Below are 17,488 nucleotides of genomic sequence, written 5' to 3' on the forward strand. Positions count from 1 at the left end.
CTCACTTACTTGTAACGAATGGCGGGGTTGATGACGGTGTACAGCACGTCGACCACCAGGTTGATCAGGATGAACTCGAGCGAGAACAGCAGCACTTCGGCCTGGATGACCGGGTAGTCGCGCATCTCGACCGCGTCCACCAGCAGGCGTCCGAGGCCAGGCCAGTTGAACACCTTTTCCACCACGATCGAGCCGCCCAGCAGGAAGCCGAACTGCAGGCCCATCATGGTCACCACGGGAATCATGGCGTTGCGCAGGCAGTGCTTGGCCACCACCAGGAACTCGCCCACGCCCTTGGCGCGCGCGGTGCGCACGAAATCTTCATTCAGCACCTCGACAAAGGAGGCACGGGTAAAACGCGCCATCACGGCGGCCACCGCGGCGCCCAGCGTGATCGACGGCAGGATGTAGTGCTTCCAGGTATCGGCGCCGATCGACGGCAGCCAGCCCAGCTGCACCGAGAACACCTCCATCAGCAGCATGCCCAGCGCGAAGGCGGGAAACGAGATGCCGGACACGGCGAGCGTCATGCCGAAGCGGTCGGGCCAGCGGTTGCGCCAGACGGCCGAGCTGATCCCGATCACCATGCCGAAGATCACCGCCCACACCATCGAGGCCAGCGTCAGGTACAGGGTCGGCATGAAGCGGTCGCCGATTTCCTCGCTGACCGGACGCTTGGTGCGCAGCGAATGGCCAAACTCCCAGCGCACGGCGTTCGAGAAGAATTGCACGAACTGCTCGGGCAGCGGCTTGTCCAGGCCGAGATCGCGGCGCACCAGTTCCACCGTGGCCTGGTCGGCCTCGGGGCCGGCCGCGAGCCGGGCGGGATCGCCGGGCAACAGGTGGACGAACAGGAACACCAGCACTGCCACGATCAGCAATGTGGGGATCACGCCCAGGAATCGTTTGAGAAAGTAATTCAGCATGATGCACCGGATGATTAAAGACCGCGGGCCGCCCGCCCTGCCCCCGCGACTGTGGGCAGGCGGCCTTGCGCGGCTTGCTGCGCTGTACCGCTAAGCGATGGCTGAGCGCGTGGCACCGCGCTGATGGGATGCGCCACGCGCCAAGCCAGATCGCTTACTGCTTGATGTCGATGTCGTCGAAGCTGAACGAGCCGTCCGGCGTCACGTAGGCGCCCGTCAGGCGCTTGCTGCGCGCATACAGCACCTTTTCGGTCACCAGGAACGCCCAGGGCGCATCCTTCCAGATGTGTTCCTGCGCGTCCTTGTACAGACGGGCCTTCTCGCCACGGTCGGTGGTACGCAGGGCGCCGGCGATGTCGGCGTCGACCTGGTCGTTCTTGTAGTACGCGGTGTTCAGCAGCTTGGGCGGCATCGATTCGGAGGCCAGCAGCGGACGCAGCGCCCAGTCGGACTCGCCGGTCGACGACGACCAGCCCACGTAGTACATGCGCACGCCGGCGTCTTCCGGCTTCTGCACGCTCTCGACCTTCTCGACACGCTGGCCGGCCTCGAGCGCTTGCACGCTCGCCTTGATGCCGACTTGCTGCAGCTGCTGCTGCACGAACTGGATCACCTTCTGCGCGGTGGTGTGGTTGTACGCGGACCACAGCGTGGTCTCGAAGCCATTCGGGTAGCCGGCTTCCTTGAGCAGCGCGCGTGCCTTGGCCGGGTCATACGGCCACGGGCCCAGCTTCTCGGCATAGTCCACACCCGCGGGCACCACACCGTCCATCGGCGTGGCGTAACCGGCAAAGGCTACCTTGGCCAGCGCGTCCTTGTTGATGGCGTAGTTGATGGCCTGGCGCACCTTGGGGTCGTTGAACGGCTTGACCATGGTGTTCATGCTCAGGTAGCGCTGGATGATCGAGGGCGAGGCGATCAGGTCCACCTTGGCGCTGCCCTTGAGCACCGCTGCCTGTTCGAACGGAATGCTGAAGGCAAAGTCCGCTTCGCCGGTCTGCATGATGGCGGCGCGGGTATTGTTGTCCACCACAGGCTTCCAGGTGATGGTGTCGATCTTGGGATAGCCGGTCTTCCAGAAACCGGCAAATTTCTTGCCCTTCAGGTGATCGGGCTGCTTCCACTCGACGAATTCGAACGGGCCGGTGCCGACCGGATGGAAGGCAATGTCCTTGCCGTACTTCTGCAGCGCGGCGGGCGAGATCATCACCGCGGACGGATGGGCCAGCACGTTGATGAACGGCGAGAACGGCTCCTTGAGCGTGACCTTGACGGTGTTGGCGTCGACCACTTCGGTCTTGGCCACGCGGTTGAACAGCGTGTAGCGCTTGAGCTTGTTGGCCGGGTTGGTAACGCGGTCGAAGTTGGCCTTGACGGCGGCGRCATCGAAGGCGGTGCCGTCGTGGAACTTCACGTTCTTCTTCAGCTTGATGGTGTACGTGAGGCCATCCTTGCTGGCTTCATAGCTCTCGGCCAGCACATTGATCAGCTTCATGTCCTTGTCGAAGCCGAACAGGCCCTGGTAGAAGGACTTGGCGGCGGCTTGCGACAGCGTGTCGTTGGCGTCGTACGGGTCGAGCGTGGTGAAGGTGGAGTACACCGCCATCACGGCATCCTTGGCGGCAAAGGCGGGACCTGCGCCGAACGCGGCCAGGGCCAGGCCACCGGCGATCAACTTGGAAGGGGCCAAACGGGTCATCATCGATTCTCCTTGGTTTCGTCAGTTCAGTAGGCGCCGCCGRTGGCGTGCCGGGCTACAAAATGATGGGAAGCGGCGTTGCCGCCGACTGCGACGAGCGGCTGCACCACCGGCTCGTCGCCGAGCGCGCGGATCGGGCTGGGCATTTCGTCCGAGAGCGGCTCGCGCTTGAGGTGGCGGCGCGCCGGATCGGCGATCGGCACCGCCGACATCAGCTTCCTGGTGTACGGGTGCTGCGGGTTTTCAAAGATGGCGCGGCGCGGGCCGATCTCGACGATCTGGCCCAGGTACATCACCGCCACGCGGTGGCTGACACGCTCCACCACGGCCATGTCGTGCGAGATAAAGAGGAAGGCAATGCCCATCTCGCGCTGCAGGTCGAGCATCAGGTTGACGATCTGCGCCTGGATGGAAACGTCGAGCGCGGAGACCGATTCGTCAGCGACCACCACCTTCGGGTTCAAGGCGAGCGCACGCGCAATGCAGATGCGCTGGCGCTGGCCGCCCGAGAACTCGTGCGGGTAGCGCGAGGCGTGGGTGGCCGACAGGCCCACTTTTTCCAGCAGCCAGGCCACGCGCTGCTCGGCCTGCCTGCCGCTGGCCACCTTGTGCACCAGCAGCGGCTCCATGATGGAGTAGCCCACCGGCACGCGCGGGTCGAGCGAGGCGAAGGGGTCCTGGAAGATGAACTGGATATTGCGGCGCAGGGTCTGCAAGGCACCGCCGCGCATCTGGCTGATGTCCTGCCCGTTGAACTCGATGGTGCCGCTCTGGCTGTCGACCAGGCGCAGCAGCGAGCGGCCGGTGGTGGACTTGCCGCAGCCGGACTCGCCCACCAGTGCCAGGGTCTCGCCGGGGTAGAGGTCAAAGCTCACGCGCTCCACCGCATGCACGCGGCGCGCCACACGGCCCAGCAGGCCGCCCGGCACGTCGAAGCGGGTCACCAGGTCGCGCACGCGCAGGATCGGCGAGGCGTCCACCGCCACCGTATCCTGCGGCACCGGCGCCACCGGCTCGCCCTGGTCCAGCTGCACCAGCGGGAACTTGGCCGGCCAGTCGGTGCCGCGCATGGCACCCAGCTTGGGCACCGCGGACAGCAGCGCGCGGGTGTAGGGATGCGCGGGCTTGCCGAAGACTTGCTCGGAAGTGCCCTCCTCGACCTTCTCGCCGCGGTACATCACCAGCACGCGGTCGGCCACCTCGGCCACCACGCCCATGTCGTGGGTGATGAAGACCACGGCCATGTCCATCTCGGACTGCAGGTTGCGGATCAGTTGCAGGATCTCGGCCTGGATGGTGACGTCGAGCGCCGTGGTGGGCTCGTCGGCGATCAGCAGCGCCGGCTTGCACGACAGCGCCATGGCGATCATCACGCGCTGGCGCATGCCGCCGGAGAGCTGGTGCGGGAAGCGGTCCAGCACGCGACGCGCCTCGGGAATGCGCACGATCTCCAGCATGCGCAGGGCTTCGGCGCGCGCCTCGGCGCGGCTCTTGCCCTGGTGCAGGCGGATCGATTCGGCAATCTGCTCGCCCACCGGGAATACCGGGTTGAGCGAGGTCATCGGCTCCTGGAAAATCATCGCCACGTCGCTGCCGCGCACGCGGCGCATGGCCGCGCCATCGGCGGTGGCGAGATCGAGCACCTGGCCATTGCGCCGCCGCAGCGCCATGCTGCCGGTGGCGATCTTGCCGCCGCCGTGTTCCACCAGGCGCATCAGCGCAAGCGAGGTCACCGACTTGCCCGAGCCCGACTCGCCCACCACGGCTAGCGTTTCGCCACGATCGACGTGGAAAGACAGGTTGCGCACGGCTTCCACCGTGCGCTCCGAGGTGGAGAAACGCACGGTGAGATCGTTGACGGCTACCACGCGTTGCGCTGGCAGGACGATGGTCGACTGGGAAGAGGATGCAGCCACTGGGCCCCCTTTAGTGCCTAGGTTGATGCTTTGCTTGATGCGTTGCTTGATGCTTTGCTTGCCATGCGGATGCCGCTGCCATGCTCGCGCACGCTCAGCCGTAGATCCACACATTGACCGGCTCGCCCACCCGGGCGAAACCGCGGTACATGCCTTCGGTATTGAACGGCAGCGTGACGTTGCCTGCGCGGTCCACGGCGATGAGGCCGCCGCGCCCTTCGATGGCAGGCAGCTTTTCCATCACCACGCGGCGCGCGGCGTCTTCCAGCGGCACGCCTGCATAACGCATCTGCGCCGCCACGTCGTACGCTGCCACGGTGCGGATGAACATTTCGCCAGTGCCGGTAGCGGACACCGCCGCCACATCGTCAGCAAAGCAGCCGGCGCCGACGATGGGCGTATCGCCCACCCGCCCCACCTGCTTGTTGGTCACGCCGCCGGTGGAAGTCGCGGCGGCCAGGCGCMCCTGCGCATCGAACGCCACCGCGCCAACGGTGCCGAACTTGGTGTCCGGGTCAATGGGTTCCGCGGCCAGCGTGGCGGCGTCGTGGTCCAGCAGGGTCGTGCCGCTGGCGGCGCGGGCGCGTTCCCACTGATCGGTGCGCGCCTGCGTGAAGTAATAATCCGGTGTCACCAGTTCCAGGCCCTGCGCTTGCGCGAAGGCCTCGGCGCCCTCACCGGCGAACAGCACGTGCTGGCTCTTCTCCATCACCGCGCGCGCGGCCAGCACCGGGTTGCGCAGGTGCTTGACGCAGGCCACCGCGCCGGCGCCCAGCGTGGCGCCGTCCATGATCGCGGCATCCAGCTCATAGGTGCCGGCGTGGGTCAGCACCGAGCCGCGGCCGGCATTGAACAACGGGCAATCCTCCAGCAGGCGCACGGCCTCGGTGACGGCATCGAGCGCGCTGCCGCCATCGGCCAGCACGCGCTGGCCGGCTTCAAGCACGGCGCTCAGCGCGGCGGTGTATTCGGCTTCCTTGGCGGGGCTCATGGCGGCACGGGTGATGGTGCCGGCGCCGCCGTGGATAGCAATGACTGGGGTGTTCATGAGGTTCACGATGCGTTCGGGGAAGTCTTTTTGCGGCGTGCCGTAGCTGCCTTGGCGCGGCCTTCGGCCGCTTCGTCGTGGCGTTGTTCGCGTTGTTCGCGTTGGTCGCGTTGGTCACGCGGCTCGCGCCCATCCCGCCCTTGTCCGGCGGGCGCGCCGTGCAGCCACGGCAGCAGGAAGTCGGTCATCTCGGCGGCGGCCTTGACCGCATGCGCGGCGCGATACGCCACCGCGCCGCACAGCGCCTCGATAAAGGCCAGCACGGCCGCATCCGAATTGGCGGAAAGCTGGCGCCCGGTGTGGGCGTACAGCGCGATATCGGCCAGCGGCGCCAGCGGCGAAGTGGGCCCGTCGGTCAGCGCCAGGATGTGGGCGCCATGCGAGCGGGCACGCTTGGCGATGGCCACGGTGTCATACACATAGCGCGGGAAGCCGATCACGATCAGCAGGTCGCGCGGCTGCAGCTTGAACAACTGGCGCGCCGCGGTAGACGCACCGCCCGCGCCCGAGACCGAGATCACGGTGCGGCAGGACATATCCAGCCCGTGCTGCAGCAGCCCCGCCAGGAAGCCGCTGGCGCCGAAGCCCACCACGAAGATGCGCTCCGCCGCCAGGATGGCCTCGACCGCGCGCTCGCAGGTCTCGGCATCGAGCGCGCGCCGCGAGGCTTCGAGGTTGCGCACATCCTCCTCCAGCGACGCGGCAAACACTTCGGCCACCGTGGCGGGACGCGCCAGTTCGGTGCGCAATTTCTCAACTGGTGCAAGCGTTGCCTCGAAACCGCGCACCAGTTCGGCGCGGAACTGCGGGAAGCCTTCGAAGCCCAGCGCACGCGCGAAGCGGTTTGCGGTGGCCACCGACACCGCCACGGCATCGGCGAATTCGTCGATGCGCATGGTGGCGGCGCGGAACGGGTTGCCCAGCACGTACTCCGCCATGCGCTGGTGCGCTGGCGTGAGCGTGGGCAAGGCGCGGGCGATGCGCTCCGCGATCGAAGCGCCGCCGTTGCCACCGTTGCTGCCGTTTTTTCCGGCAGAGCCGTGGGTACCGTTACCGTTGGTCATGGCGCGTGCATTGGGTTGGTCGGGGATGCGCGCGGCGGGAAACAGCGTTTTCATCCGGCGCGGATCTATGTAAATAAATTTACACGCAAACCCCATGCCATGAAAATAGAGTTTTACCAGCCCAAGGGTTTTCACCTAGGTAAATCGAAAACGAAGACGGCCATACGCCATGCGCCGAGCGTTCCGGGGGCGCCGCCATACGAAGCGGCTACAATGCCGGGTTGCCTCGTGCCATGCCGGGGCCGGTTAGATTTCGAGCTACAAGGGCAACCGCCCCAGACCCGCAGCCCTCTTCAGCCTTTCCCTTCCCGTGATCCGAATCGACCAGCTAGTCCTCCAGCGCGGCACCAAGGTGCTGTTCGACCACACCAGCGTGACGCTGAACCCCGGCGAGCGCGTCGGCCTTGTCGGTGCCAACGGCAGCGGCAAGTCGACCCTGTTCGCCATGCTGCGCGGAGAATTGCAGGCGGACGGCGGCGACGTGGCCATCCCGCCGCAGTGGCGTACTGCCCACGTGGCGCAGGAAACCCCCGCGGTAATGCGCAGTGCGGTGGAGTACACGATCGACGGCGATACCCGGCTGCGCGACATCGAAACGCGCATCGCCGCGGCCCAGGCCAGCGGCGATGGCAGCGCCGAGGGCGAAGCCCACGCCGCCTTTGCCGATGCCGACGGCTACACCGCGCCGGCACGCGCGGAGGCCCTGCTGCTGGGCCTGGGCTTTACGCTGGCGCAGGTATCGCAGCCGGTGGCCTCGTTCTCCGGCGGCTGGCGCATGCGGCTGAACCTGGCGCAGGCGCTGATGTGCCCGTCCGACCTGCTGCTGCTCGATGAGCCCACCAACCACCTGGACCTGGACGCCATCGTCTGGCTGGAAGACTGGCTGGCACGCTATCCGGGCACGCTGGTGATGATTTCCCACGATCGCGAATTCCTCGATGCGATCTGCAACGTCACCGTGCACATCGAGAACCAGCAGTTGCGCCGCTACGGCGGCAACTACAGCCAGTTCGAGACGCTGCGCCTGCAGCAGATGGCCTTGCAGCAGTCCGCCTACTCGCGCCAGCAAAAGGAAATCGCCCACCTCGAATCCTTCATCACCCGCTTCAAGGCCAAGGCCAGCAAGGCACGCCAGGCGCAGAGCCGGGTCAAGGCACTGGAGAAGATGGAGCGGCTGGCGCCGGTGCATATCGCCGCGGGCTTTGCGTTCGAGTTCCGCGAGCCGGATTCGGCACCTAACCCGATGATGGTGCTCGAAGGCGTGGACTGCGGCTATCCCGCTCCCGCGCCGGATGCACCGCCCGTGACCATCCTGCGCAACCTCACGCTGTCGATCCAGACCGGCCAGCGCATCGGCCTGCTGGGCGCCAACGGCCAGGGCAAGTCAACCCTGGTCAAGACGCTGGCCGCCTCGCAGGAAGCGCTGGCCGGCACGCTGCGCCAGGGCAAGGGCCTGCAGATCGGCTACTTTGCCCAGCACCAGCTGGAAACGCTGCGCGATCACGAGTCGCCACTGCAGCACTTGGCCCGGCTCGCGCCGGACACCCGCGAGCAGGAACTGCGCGACTTCCTCGGCAGCTTCAACTTCCGCGGCGAAATGGCCACCGCGTCGATCGAGCCCTTCTCCGGCGGCGAGAAGGCGCGCCTGGCGCTGTCGCTGATCGTCTGGCAAAAGCCCAACCTGCTGCTGCTGGATGAGCCGACCAACCACCTGGACCTCGACACCCGCGAGGYCCTCACCATGGCGCTRGCGCAGTTCGAAGGCACGCTAATCGTGGTCTCCCACGACCGGCACCTGCTGCGCGCCACCACCGACCAGTTCCTGCTGGTGGCCGACGGCACCATACAGCCCTTTGACGGCGACCTGGACGATTACCGGGACTGGCTGCTCAAGCAAGCCGCGGCCAAGCGCAACGCCGCCACCGCGGCGCACTCACAGGAAGACGGAGAAACGCCAGCCACCTCCATCGCCAACCGCCGCGACCAGCGCCGCGCCGAGGCCGACGAGCGCCAGCGCCTGACGCAATTGCGCAAGCCGCTGGCCAAGGAGCTGGAAAAGGTGGAAAAGCGCATGGCCGTGTTGCAGCAGGCCAAGAGCGAGATCGACACGTTCATGGCCGACGAAGCCAGCTATGCGGAGGCCAACAAGGCAAAGCTGATGGAGATGCTCAAGCGCCAGGGCGAAGTCGGCGGCGAGCTGGACACGCTGGAAGAGCGCTGGCTGGAGCTGCAGGAGCAGATCGAGCTGATCGTTTGATGGTTTGATCGTTTGATCGTGCGAGGGGTGCCGGGGGCGCCAGCCCCCGGGATGCGCGCGCCGGCCGCTCCAGTGCGCGCCAGGCAGGTCAGCGGTAGTTCTTCTCGCGCCGGATCATGCCGACCGCCAGCGTGGCGGACAGGATGAACAGCCAGATCAGCGACCAGGCCGGGATCGACAGGCCGAAGATCGGGGGCAGCGGCGTGGTGMACATGCCATCCGAGTAGAACACCTGCGGCAGGATCTTGGCCGTGGGCAACTGGTTGACCCAGTTCTCCAGCGGGTCGATGCCGCAGCTGGCCTTGGGGTTGAGCAGCAGCGACACGTGATAGCCCGCCACCGCGATGCCGGCCACGCCGGACAACATGCCCAGGCCCTGCCACAGGCTGCGCGTGTTCTGCGCAATGGCGGCCAGCAGCGAGAACAGGCCGATGCCGACGAAGGCAAAGCGCTGCATCACGCAGAGCGGGCAAGGCTGGTAGCCCTCCACATGCTGCAGGTAGAGGGCATAGCCGACCAGGCCAAACGAAATCGCGGCGATCAGCAAAAAGAAACTACGGGAATTGGCTTGCATGGCTCACTAGCAGAAAAGGGCCGGGCGACATGCGCCGGCGCGCAATACGAGGCACATTATTACCTATTTTGCGGATCGCGCCCGCCCAATCCGTTGCGATGGGCAAGGCGCTGCTTGCGGCGGATTGACGCATGCCAGCGCGCCAACGGCAAGCGGTAGAGCCAGTGCTTGCGCAGCGGGCTGTCCGGCGCGACCGCCGGGTGCTCGAAGGCGCCATCCGCCACCATGCCCAGGCGCTCCATCACGGCCCGCGAACGGGCATTTGGCAGCGCAGTGAACGAGACGATTTCCGCCAGCCCAAGCTGCTCGAAGCCGAAGCGCAGCGCAGCCTGTGCCGCCTCCGAGGCATAGCCCTGCCCCCAGTACGCCTGCGCCAGGCGCCAGCCGATTTCCACACAGGGCGAAAACGGCAACGCGGCGGCAGGCTCGTGCAGGCCGACAAAGCCGATGAAAGCGCCATCGGCCTTGCGCTCCACCGCCCAAAAGCCCCAGCCCCGCTGCGCGATCAGCGCCTGGCAGCGCAGCGCCATCGCGTCGCTGGCCGCGCGCTCCAGCGGCGCGGGGAAACACGCCATCACCACAGGATCGGCATTGAGCGCGGCAAAGGGTGCGAAATCCGCCTCACGCCACTGGCGCAGGCGCAGCCGCGCGGTTTCCAGCACGACCGGCGCATGGCCAGCCGCGCCCGCTACCGAAGTGCGTTGATCGGGCATGGGGCGGTTCTCCTGGGCCAGGGTCAGCGCGCAGCGGCGCCCTGCTCCGCCCGGCTGCGTTCGTAGGCTTTGAGCGCCCGCGCATCCGCGTGGGTGACGAGCTCGCAGACCAGCAGCGTCTTGCCCGGCAGCGCAGCGCTTTCGCGCGCCACAACGGAAACGGTGCCGAGATCAGGCAAGGGCTGTTGAGCGGGCGGCAGAGCGCGGGCAAAGCCCTTGGTGGCGGTGCCCAGCAACGTCGAAGGCTCCTGCTTGAGCTGGTAGCGCGCGGCCAGCGCTTCGGCCTGCAGGCCTTGCACCAGCACACCCGCCGACGTACCGGCGAATACCACTTCATCGCTTTGGAAACCGTCCTGCCCGATGGGCTGCGCAAGCTTGTAGATGGCCGCGCCCAGCCTGGACAGATCCGGCTTGGCGAGCTTCTCGGCGGCCTCGTAAAGCGCGGTGGCGGATTTCGTGGTGTAGGGCGGCTTGCACAGCGCTGCGTTAAAGAACGCCTTGCTGGCATCGGCCGCGGCGGCGGCGCCCGACACCAAGAGCAGCGTGGCGCCGCAGCCGATCGCGGCTAGCATGCCGGCGTGACGGCGGATGTTGAAAGTGCGCATGGATGAACTCCGATTAAAAAAAGTGCCTCGGAATATACCCAAAGTTGCAGAAAAAAGGGCCAGGCATGGACCAGAAATGGGCTGAACGCCTCACTCCATATGCCGAACCCGGTCGATAGCCTGCTCCAGCCGCTCCACCGCGATCACTTCCAGGCCCTCGATCTTCTGCTTGGGCGCATTGGCCTTGGGGATCACCGCTATCGAGAAGCCCAGCTTGGCCGCCTCGCGCAAGCGGTCCTGGCCGCGCGGGCTGGGCCGGATCTCGCCGGCCAGGCCGATTTCGCCAAACACCACCAGGCCGCGCGGCAGCGGCTTGTTGCGCATGGAGGAGTGAATGGCCAACAGCACCGCCAGGTCGGCCGCCGGCTCGGTGATCTTGACCCCGCCCACGGCGTTGAGGAAGACGTCCTGGTCGAAGCACGCAATGCCGGCATGGCGGTGCAGCACCGCCAGCAACATCGCCAGCCGGTTCTGCTCCAGACCCACCGCCAGGCGCCGCGGGTTCGGCACGTTCGCGGTATCGACCAGCGCCTGCACCTCTACCAGCAGCGGCCGCGTGCCCTCCTGCGTCACCAGCACGCAGGAGCCGGGCACCACCTGCTCATGCTGCGAAAGGAACAGCGCGGACGGGTTGCTGACCCCGCGCAGGCCGCGCTCGGTCATGGCGAATACGCCCAGCTCGTTGACCGCGCCAAAGCGGTTCTTGAAGGCACGGATCAGGCGGTGCGAGGAATGCGTGTCGCCCTCGAAATACAGCACGGTATCGACGATGTGCTCCAGCACGCGCGGGCCGGCCAGGCTGCCGTCCTTGGTCACGTGGCCGACCAGGATGATGGTGGTGCCGGTGCTCTTGGCAATCCGCGTCAGCTGGGCCGCGCACTCGCGCACCTGGGCGACCGAGCCTGGCGCCGAGGTCAGCGCATCCGAGAACAAGGTCTGGATCGAGTCGATCACCGCGACCTCGGGCTTTTCCACCTCCAGCGTGGCCTGGATCTTCTCGAGCTGGATCTCGGCCAGCAGCGCCAGGTGCGGGCTGTCCACGCCCAGGCGCTGCGCCCGCAGTGCGATCTGCGCGCCGGACTCCTCGCCGCTGACGTACAGCACGCGGCGCTGCGCGGACAAGTTGGCAAGAGCTTGCAGCAGCAAGGTGGACTTGCCGATGCCGGGATCGCCACCAATCAGCACCACCCCGCCCGACACCAGGCCGCCGCCGAGCACGCGGTCGAACTCCTCGATGCCGCTGGAAAAGCGTGGCACGTCGGCGGCGTCGATCTCGGACAGGCGCTGCACCATGGCCGAGGCCGCCAGCGGCTGGAAGCGCTTGGTCGACGGGGTTTCCGCCACGGTCTCCACCAGCGTGTTMCATTGCTGGCACTGGGGGCACTGGCCTTGCCAGCGCGGCGAGGTGCCGCCGCACTCGGTGCAGGTATAGACGTTCTTGGGCTTGGCCAACTGAGGTCCTAGGGGAGGCTGAAAACGATGCTGAAAGGGATGCTGAAGAGGATGCGCAAGGCAATGGCGGKGGCGCGGGATCGATCCCCTGGGCCGGGACGAACGCCCCGCCCTGCATGGCCGCTCAGGTCACAGCGCAGGCTGCTCCGGCGCAGTGAGGGTCGCCACGGTGACGGGCACCCGGGGCGCCAGCGCGCACATCAGTTCGTAGCCCACGGTGCCGCTGGCCACGGCGACGTCGTCGATCGGCAAGCCCTGGCCCCACAGCGTCACGGCGCTGCCCACCTTGGCCTTCGGGCAAGGCGTCAGGTCGACACAGATCATGTCCATGGAGACCCGCCCCACCAGACGGGTGCGCACGCCGTCGACCAGCACCGGCGCCGGCTTGTCGCCCCATCCTGCCGCGTGGCGCGGATAGCCGTCGGCATAGCCGCAGGCCACCACGCCGATGCGCATCGGCCGCTCGGCCGTGAACAGCGAGCCATAGCCGACGGTATCACCCGGCTGCAGGTCCTGCACCGAAATCAGCTCGCTGTGCAGCGACATGGCCGGCTGCAGTCCAAAGCTGGCTACATCGGCCGCGACGCCCGTGGGCGAGGCACCGTACAGCACCACGCCGGGACGGACCCAGGCGCGATGGGCCTGGGGATGCCACAGCGTGGCGGCCGAGTTGGACAAGCTGGCCTCGCCCGGCAGGTTGGCGGTGGTGGCGTCGAAGACTTCCAGCTGATGCGCGACGCCGCGCGCGCTGTCGGCGTCCGAGAAATGGGTCATATGCACAATGCTGCCCACACATGGCAGGGTTCGCGCACGCTCCCAGGCCGTGMGGTACTGCTCCGGGCGGAAGCCCAGCCGGTTCATGCCGGTGTTGAGCTTGAGCTGGATGCCCAGCGGCCCCTTGGGACGCGCCACTTCCAGCATGCGCAGTTGCTCCTCGCAATGCACCACGGTGGTGAGGCGGTACTGCTCCAGCAAGGGCACGTCCTGCGGCTGGAAGAAACCCTCTAGCAGCAGGATCGGGCCTTGCCAGCCCAGATCGCGCAGCAGCACGGCTTCGTTCAGGTCGAGCAGGCCGAAGCCGTCKGCGGCGCGCAGGCCGGCGAATGCCCGGCGGATGCCGTGGCCGTAGGCGTTGGCCTTGATCACGGCCCAGACGCGCGACTGGGGTGCGCAACGACGCACTACGTCCAGGTTGTTGGCCAGGGCCGGTTGATGAATGACGGCGTGAATGGGTCTTGGCATGGGATCGCTTCTAGTACTTTCTAGTGCTTTCTACTGCTTCTAGTGGCTTGCGGCGCGGCGGATCGGCGGGGGTCCTGGCTGTCTGGCCGGACCACTCCCGCCGCCTGGATGCACCATATCCGGGAAGACCCGGTACGCGCAGCGCGTCGCACGGACGTTATTTGAACACATTAGGGCAAACATTTAGGGAATCGCTGCGCGCTTGCGCTGTCCAACCGGCGGCCCGTGGAAGCTCGGAATCGCCTTATTTTCGTGTTATAAAGCCGGACGTTCCGGCCATGTTTTAAAAGTGATGCAATATGTCGAACACGGTCAGGCAAGCTGCGCAGCAATCCCAAGACTGGCCCAGGCATCACTTTGACAACGACACGGGCCCAGGTTCCCTACAGGCAATCACAGCGCCCAGCGGCGCGCTGCTGCCTGACATGTACGGAGATAGCGATGGAGACAGAGTCCAAAGTATGAAGAAGGGTTTTTATACCATCATGGCCGCGCAGTTCTTCTCCTCGCTGGCCGACAATGCGCTCCTCATCGCCGCTATCGCCCTTCTGACCGAGCTGCACTCCCCACAGTGGATGACGCCGCTGCTCAAATTGTTCTTCGTGCTGTCCTACGTCGTGCTGGCTGCCTTCGTGGGCGCCTTCGCCGACTCGATGCCCAAGGGCAAGGTGATGTTCATCACCAACACCATCAAGATTGCGGGGTGCGCCATCATGATGTTCGGGTTGCACCCGCTGCTGGCCTACGGCATCGTCGGGTTCGGCGCAGCGGCATACTCGCCCGCCAAGTACGGCATCCTCACCGAACTGCTGCCGCCCGAGAAACTGGTCGCCGCCAATGGCTGGATTGAAGGCCTGACGGTGTGCTCGATCATCCTGGGCACGGTGGTGGGCGGAGCGCTGATCTCGGTGCACATTTCGCAACTTCTGCTCGGTATCGACGTTCCCTACGTCAACACCGGCATCAACACCCCGGCCGAGGCCGCCATGGTGGTGATCATGCTGTTCTACGTGATCGCAGCCGTGTTCAACCTGTTCATCCCCGAGACGGGCGCCCGCTACCCTCAGCAGGAAAAGAACCCGATCAAGCTGATCGCCGAGTTCGCTGATTGCTTTACCGCCCTGTGGCGCGACAAGCTCGGTCAGATCTCGCTGGCCGTGACCACGCTGTTCTGGGGCGCCGGCGCCACCTTGCAGTTCATCGTGCTGAAATGGGCGGAAAAATCGCTCGGCCTGAACCTGTCGCAAGGCGCCCTGCTGCAAGCGGTGGTGGCGGTGGGCGTGGCGGTCGGCGCGATCATGGCGGCCATGCGCATCCCCTTGCGCAAGTCGCTGTCGGTGCTGCCGTTTGGCGTGGCGATGGGTGTGGTGGTGATGCTGATGGCCTTCTACACCAAGAACAGCCTGCCCGAGATTTCGCTGGATGTGCTCGGCATGCACATGCCGCTGTACATGGCAATCGCCTACGTCTTCCTGATGCTGGTGGGAGGCATGTCCGGCTACTTCGTGGTGCCGATGAACGCGCTGCTGCAACACCGCGGGCACGTCCTGCTGTCGGCCGGCCATTCGATCGCCGTGCAGAACTTCAACGAGAACGTCTCGGTGCTGCTGATGCTGTGCCTGTACGCGCTGCTGATCAAGCTCAATGTGCCGATCGGCATTGTCATCGTGGCCTTCGGCATCTTCGTGTGTGCCACCATGCTGCTGGTGATGCGCCAGCACCGCTACAACGTGCGCAACTTCAATTCGCTCGCCATGATCGGCGAGGACAAGCACCACTAAGCGGCGCTTTCGCCACAGGCCAGTTCAACCCACCGGCCTGGCGATGCGCTCGCGCGCCCGCTCCTCCCAGCCCGGCGGCACCACAAACCCGCGGGTACGCTCGCGCCACACACCAGGCTGCCCCGCCGGCTCTACCTCGCACAGCATCACCGGCGCTTCCCGGCGCCAATTCTTCTCGTGATGCGTCTCCGCAAAACGCTGCGCCAGTGCCTCATGAATCGCCTCGGCGGTTTCCGTGTGCGCTTGCGCCACCCTGGCCGGCGCCATCCACGCCGAGCGCGGCAGCCGGTACCAGCGCGAGCCTTCGCGCTTGCCAGCCCAGTCCAGCCAGTCCGGCAAGGTGGACCACCATCCGTGCAGGTGATCCGGCGCTATGCCCAGGCTGTCGATGGCTAGCGGCACCACACCGTCCCGGTAGAACAGCCAGCCGAGCAGATAGACCTCGCTGCGGTCGACGGGACGGCCCAGCAGCGCCAGGGCCTCGGGGGTTCGCGACAGCGGCAGTTGCCTGCGCACGATATGTTCGAGCTTGTCGCCCAGGCGGTCCACCAGGTTGGGGCCGACGAAGCAATGGCGGTCCAGCACGGCAGCGCCGGGCCCGCCGCCGCGGGGCGCGCCGTCCGCCGCAGGCTCGACCAGCAGGTAGAACTTGGCCGCCATCTCCCAGTGCACGGTGGCACCGCTGGCCATGTCGCGCCAGACGAAATCGAGCTCGCCCAGCGTCTGCACACCATGCGCGCCGGCACGGCGCACCGGCAGGTTCGCCGCAAGCAGCTCCAGCCCCTGGGCGTGTTCCAGCGTGAATTGCAGCAGGCGCTCCGCATGCCGGCCCAGCCTCAGGCTGGGCGCGGGCGACGGGCCACGCACGCGTTGCTGCTCCAGGCCCGCGGCAAGTTCGGCAATGGTGGGGGGCAGCGCGGCGGGGTCGGCGGCGGGCAGCCAACGCTGCCAGGCGGCCAGCGCGCCTTCCGGCCAGCGCGCGAGCGCCGCTTGCGAATGCCCGGGGGCGTTGCCATTGATGATGGCGTTGCCTGCGTCGTCCGTCGGCAGGAAGGCCAGCAGCGGAGGCGACAGCGAGCACCAGGCGAGCTCGCGCAGGCGCTGCGAGACGGCATGGCGCMAGAGCGGCGCCATCTCGATGGCGCCGCCGGGGCTCAGCGTGAACTCAGGCCTTGGCTCCCGCACGGGCATGTACCTCGCGGGCCAGGCACAGGTCTTCCCAGGCACGCGCCTTGTCGGACAAGGTGCGCAACAGGTAGGCCGGGTGGTAGGTCACCACCACCGGAATGCCTTCGTAGCTGTGGACGGTGCCACGCAACTTGCCGATCGGCGTGGTGGTGCGCAGCAGGGACTGGGCGGCAAAGCGCCCCAGCACCACGATCAGCTTGGGCTGGATCAGCGCGATCTGCCGGCGCAGGTAAGGCTCGCACTGGGCGACCTCCTCCGGCTCGGGATTGCGGTTGCCGGGCGGGCGGCACTTCAGCACGTTGGCGATAAACACGTTGCGCCCGCGTGCCAGGCCGACGGCCGCCAGCATGTTGTCGAGCAGCTTGCCGGCCTGGCCCACGAAGGGCTCGCCTTGCAGGTCCTCGTTTTCGCCCGGGGCTTCGCCGACCAGCATCCATTCGGCCTGGCGGTCGCCCACGCCGAACACGGTCTGGGTGCGGCCGTCGCACAACTGGCAATCGGTGCAACCGGAGACCCGCTGCGCAAGCGCGGCCCAGTCCAGGCGCGCAATCACGGCTTCGCGCGTGGCGGTATCCGCCACCGCCGCCGCAAGCTCTGGCGGCGTGCACGCGACAGCGGCTTCGGCCGGGGCTTCGTCCACACCGGCGTCGGCCACGGCGGCAAGCGTCACGGCGGCCTGGGCCACTTCGCGCAAAGCGGTGTCGTCGTTGACGGCGGGATCTTCGGCGCTCGGGGCGGCGAGCCCCGCCATGGCGGCTGGCTCGCCCGCCTCCGGCAGGGCTGGCGCGCGGCGCAGCACCCATTCATCGGCAATGCCGAGCACTTCGAGGAACCTGGCGCGGCGGCTCATGGCGTGGCCTCCGTGGGTGCCCACGCGCGGCGCAGCACAAGCGCATCCTCGCGCGTCTGGCCGGCTGCGGGGTAATAGCCCTTGCGCCGGCCGATCTCGGCGAAACCTGCCTGACGGTACAGCTCGATGGCGCCCACATTGGAGGGCCGCACTTCGAGCAGCATGGTGTGCAG

14 protein-coding genes and 1 pseudogene are annotated in these 17,488 nt (G+C 66.9%); 2 read left to right on the forward strand and 13 right to left on the reverse strand.

The window, feature by feature from the left end:
• Positions 1 to 5: 5 nt before the first annotated feature.
• The 5 genes from gsiC to AC1DS3_RS05570 form a co-directional block, all read right to left on the reverse strand.
• Positions 6 to 926 (reverse strand): glutathione ABC transporter permease GsiC, encoded by a 921-nt coding sequence (gsiC, locus tag AC1DS3_RS05550; RefSeq protein ID WP_441630298.1) that lies wholly within the window; start codon positions 924 to 926, stop codon positions 6 to 8.
• A 154-nt stretch (positions 927 to 1,080) separates the two neighbouring features.
• On the reverse strand, positions 1,081 to 2,628 hold the full coding sequence (gene gsiB / locus AC1DS3_RS05555) for a glutathione ABC transporter substrate-binding protein GsiB (protein WP_477126809.1): 1,548 nt from the start codon (positions 2,626 to 2,628) through the stop codon (positions 1,081 to 1,083).
• A gap of 23 nt (positions 2,629 to 2,651) precedes the next feature.
• Positions 2,652 to 4,541, reverse strand: coding sequence for a dipeptide ABC transporter ATP-binding protein (locus AC1DS3_RS05560; protein ID WP_477126810.1), 1,890 nt, complete (start codon positions 4,539 to 4,541; stop codon positions 2,652 to 2,654).
• A 94-nt stretch (positions 4,542 to 4,635) separates the two neighbouring features.
• A complete protein-coding gene (locus AC1DS3_RS05565) occupies positions 4,636 to 5,589 on the reverse strand; it encodes an isoaspartyl peptidase/L-asparaginase family protein (protein ID WP_477126811.1) in 954 nt (317 codons plus the stop codon).
• A gap of 5 nt (positions 5,590 to 5,594) precedes the next feature.
• Positions 5,595 to 6,707 carry a MurR/RpiR family transcriptional regulator gene (locus AC1DS3_RS05570; protein ID WP_441630291.1) on the reverse strand — a complete coding sequence of 371 codons (1,113 nt, stop codon included), beginning with the start codon at positions 6,705 to 6,707 and terminating at the stop codon, positions 5,595 to 5,597.
• Positions 6,708 to 6,963: 256 nt separating this feature from the next.
• On the opposite strand from AC1DS3_RS05570, the gene AC1DS3_RS05575 reads away from it, so the two are divergent.
• The gene (locus AC1DS3_RS05575; protein WP_477126812.1) at positions 6,964 to 8,910 is read left to right on the forward strand and encodes an ATP-binding cassette domain-containing protein; all 1,947 of its coding nucleotides are present in this window, start codon (positions 6,964 to 6,966) and stop codon (positions 8,908 to 8,910) included.
• A gap of 88 nt (positions 8,911 to 8,998) precedes the next feature.
• Here AC1DS3_RS05575 and AC1DS3_RS05580 read toward each other — a convergent pair whose 3' ends face one another.
• The 5 genes from AC1DS3_RS05580 to alr all read right to left on the reverse strand — a co-directional run bounded on the left by AC1DS3_RS05580 (position 8,999) and on the right by alr (position 13,496).
• Positions 8,999 to 9,484 carry a disulfide bond formation protein B gene (locus AC1DS3_RS05580; protein WP_477126813.1) on the reverse strand — a complete coding sequence of 162 codons (486 nt, stop codon included), beginning with the start codon at positions 9,482 to 9,484 and terminating at the stop codon, positions 8,999 to 9,001.
• Between the two features lie 59 nt (positions 9,485 to 9,543).
• Positions 9,544 to 10,197, reverse strand: coding sequence for a GNAT family N-acetyltransferase (locus tag AC1DS3_RS05585; RefSeq protein ID WP_441630286.1), 654 nt, complete (start codon positions 10,195 to 10,197; stop codon positions 9,544 to 9,546).
• A 23-nt stretch (positions 10,198 to 10,220) separates the two neighbouring features.
• Complete coding sequence (locus AC1DS3_RS05590; RefSeq protein ID WP_441630284.1) at positions 10,221 to 10,802, reverse strand: hypothetical protein; 582 nt, start codon at positions 10,800 to 10,802, stop codon at positions 10,221 to 10,223.
• Between the two features lie 90 nt (positions 10,803 to 10,892).
• Entirely contained in the window at positions 10,893 to 12,254 is a 1,362-nt protein-coding gene (gene radA / locus AC1DS3_RS05595) for a DNA repair protein RadA (protein ID WP_477126814.1), read from the reverse strand.
• A 129-nt stretch (positions 12,255 to 12,383) separates the two neighbouring features.
• Positions 12,384 to 13,496, reverse strand: a complete 1,113-nt coding sequence (alr, locus tag AC1DS3_RS05600; RefSeq protein WP_477126815.1) for an alanine racemase — start codon at positions 13,494 to 13,496, stop codon at positions 12,384 to 12,386.
• 461 nt (positions 13,497 to 13,957) lie between these two features.
• Between alr and lplT the strand changes: the two genes are divergently transcribed.
• Positions 13,958 to 15,277 (forward strand): lysophospholipid transporter LplT, encoded by a 1,320-nt coding sequence (gene lplT / locus AC1DS3_RS05605; RefSeq protein WP_150983541.1) that lies wholly within the window; start codon positions 13,958 to 13,960, stop codon positions 15,275 to 15,277.
• A 24-nt stretch (positions 15,278 to 15,301) separates the two neighbouring features.
• Here lplT and AC1DS3_RS05610 read toward each other — a convergent pair whose 3' ends face one another.
• The 3 genes and pseudogenes from AC1DS3_RS05610 to AC1DS3_RS05620 form a co-directional block, all read right to left on the reverse strand.
• Positions 15,302 to 16,468 carry a DUF1853 family protein gene (locus tag AC1DS3_RS05610; RefSeq protein WP_477126816.1) on the reverse strand — a complete coding sequence of 389 codons (1,167 nt, stop codon included), beginning with the start codon at positions 16,466 to 16,468 and terminating at the stop codon, positions 15,302 to 15,304.
• Positions 16,443 to 17,315: a uracil-DNA glycosylase gene (locus AC1DS3_RS05615; RefSeq protein WP_477109144.1), complete on the reverse strand. Its 873-nt coding sequence runs from the start codon at positions 17,313 to 17,315 to the stop codon at positions 16,443 to 16,445. Before AC1DS3_RS05615 ends, AC1DS3_RS05610 begins: the two co-directional genes overlap by 26 nt.
• Positions 17,312 to 17,488: pseudogene (locus tag AC1DS3_RS05620) on the reverse strand (ribosomal protein S18-alanine N-acetyltransferase); the annotation flags it as partial. The gene AC1DS3_RS05615 and the pseudogene AC1DS3_RS05620, both read right to left, overlap by 4 nt.

Source organism: Cupriavidus sp. 01L46, assembly GCF_056399905.1.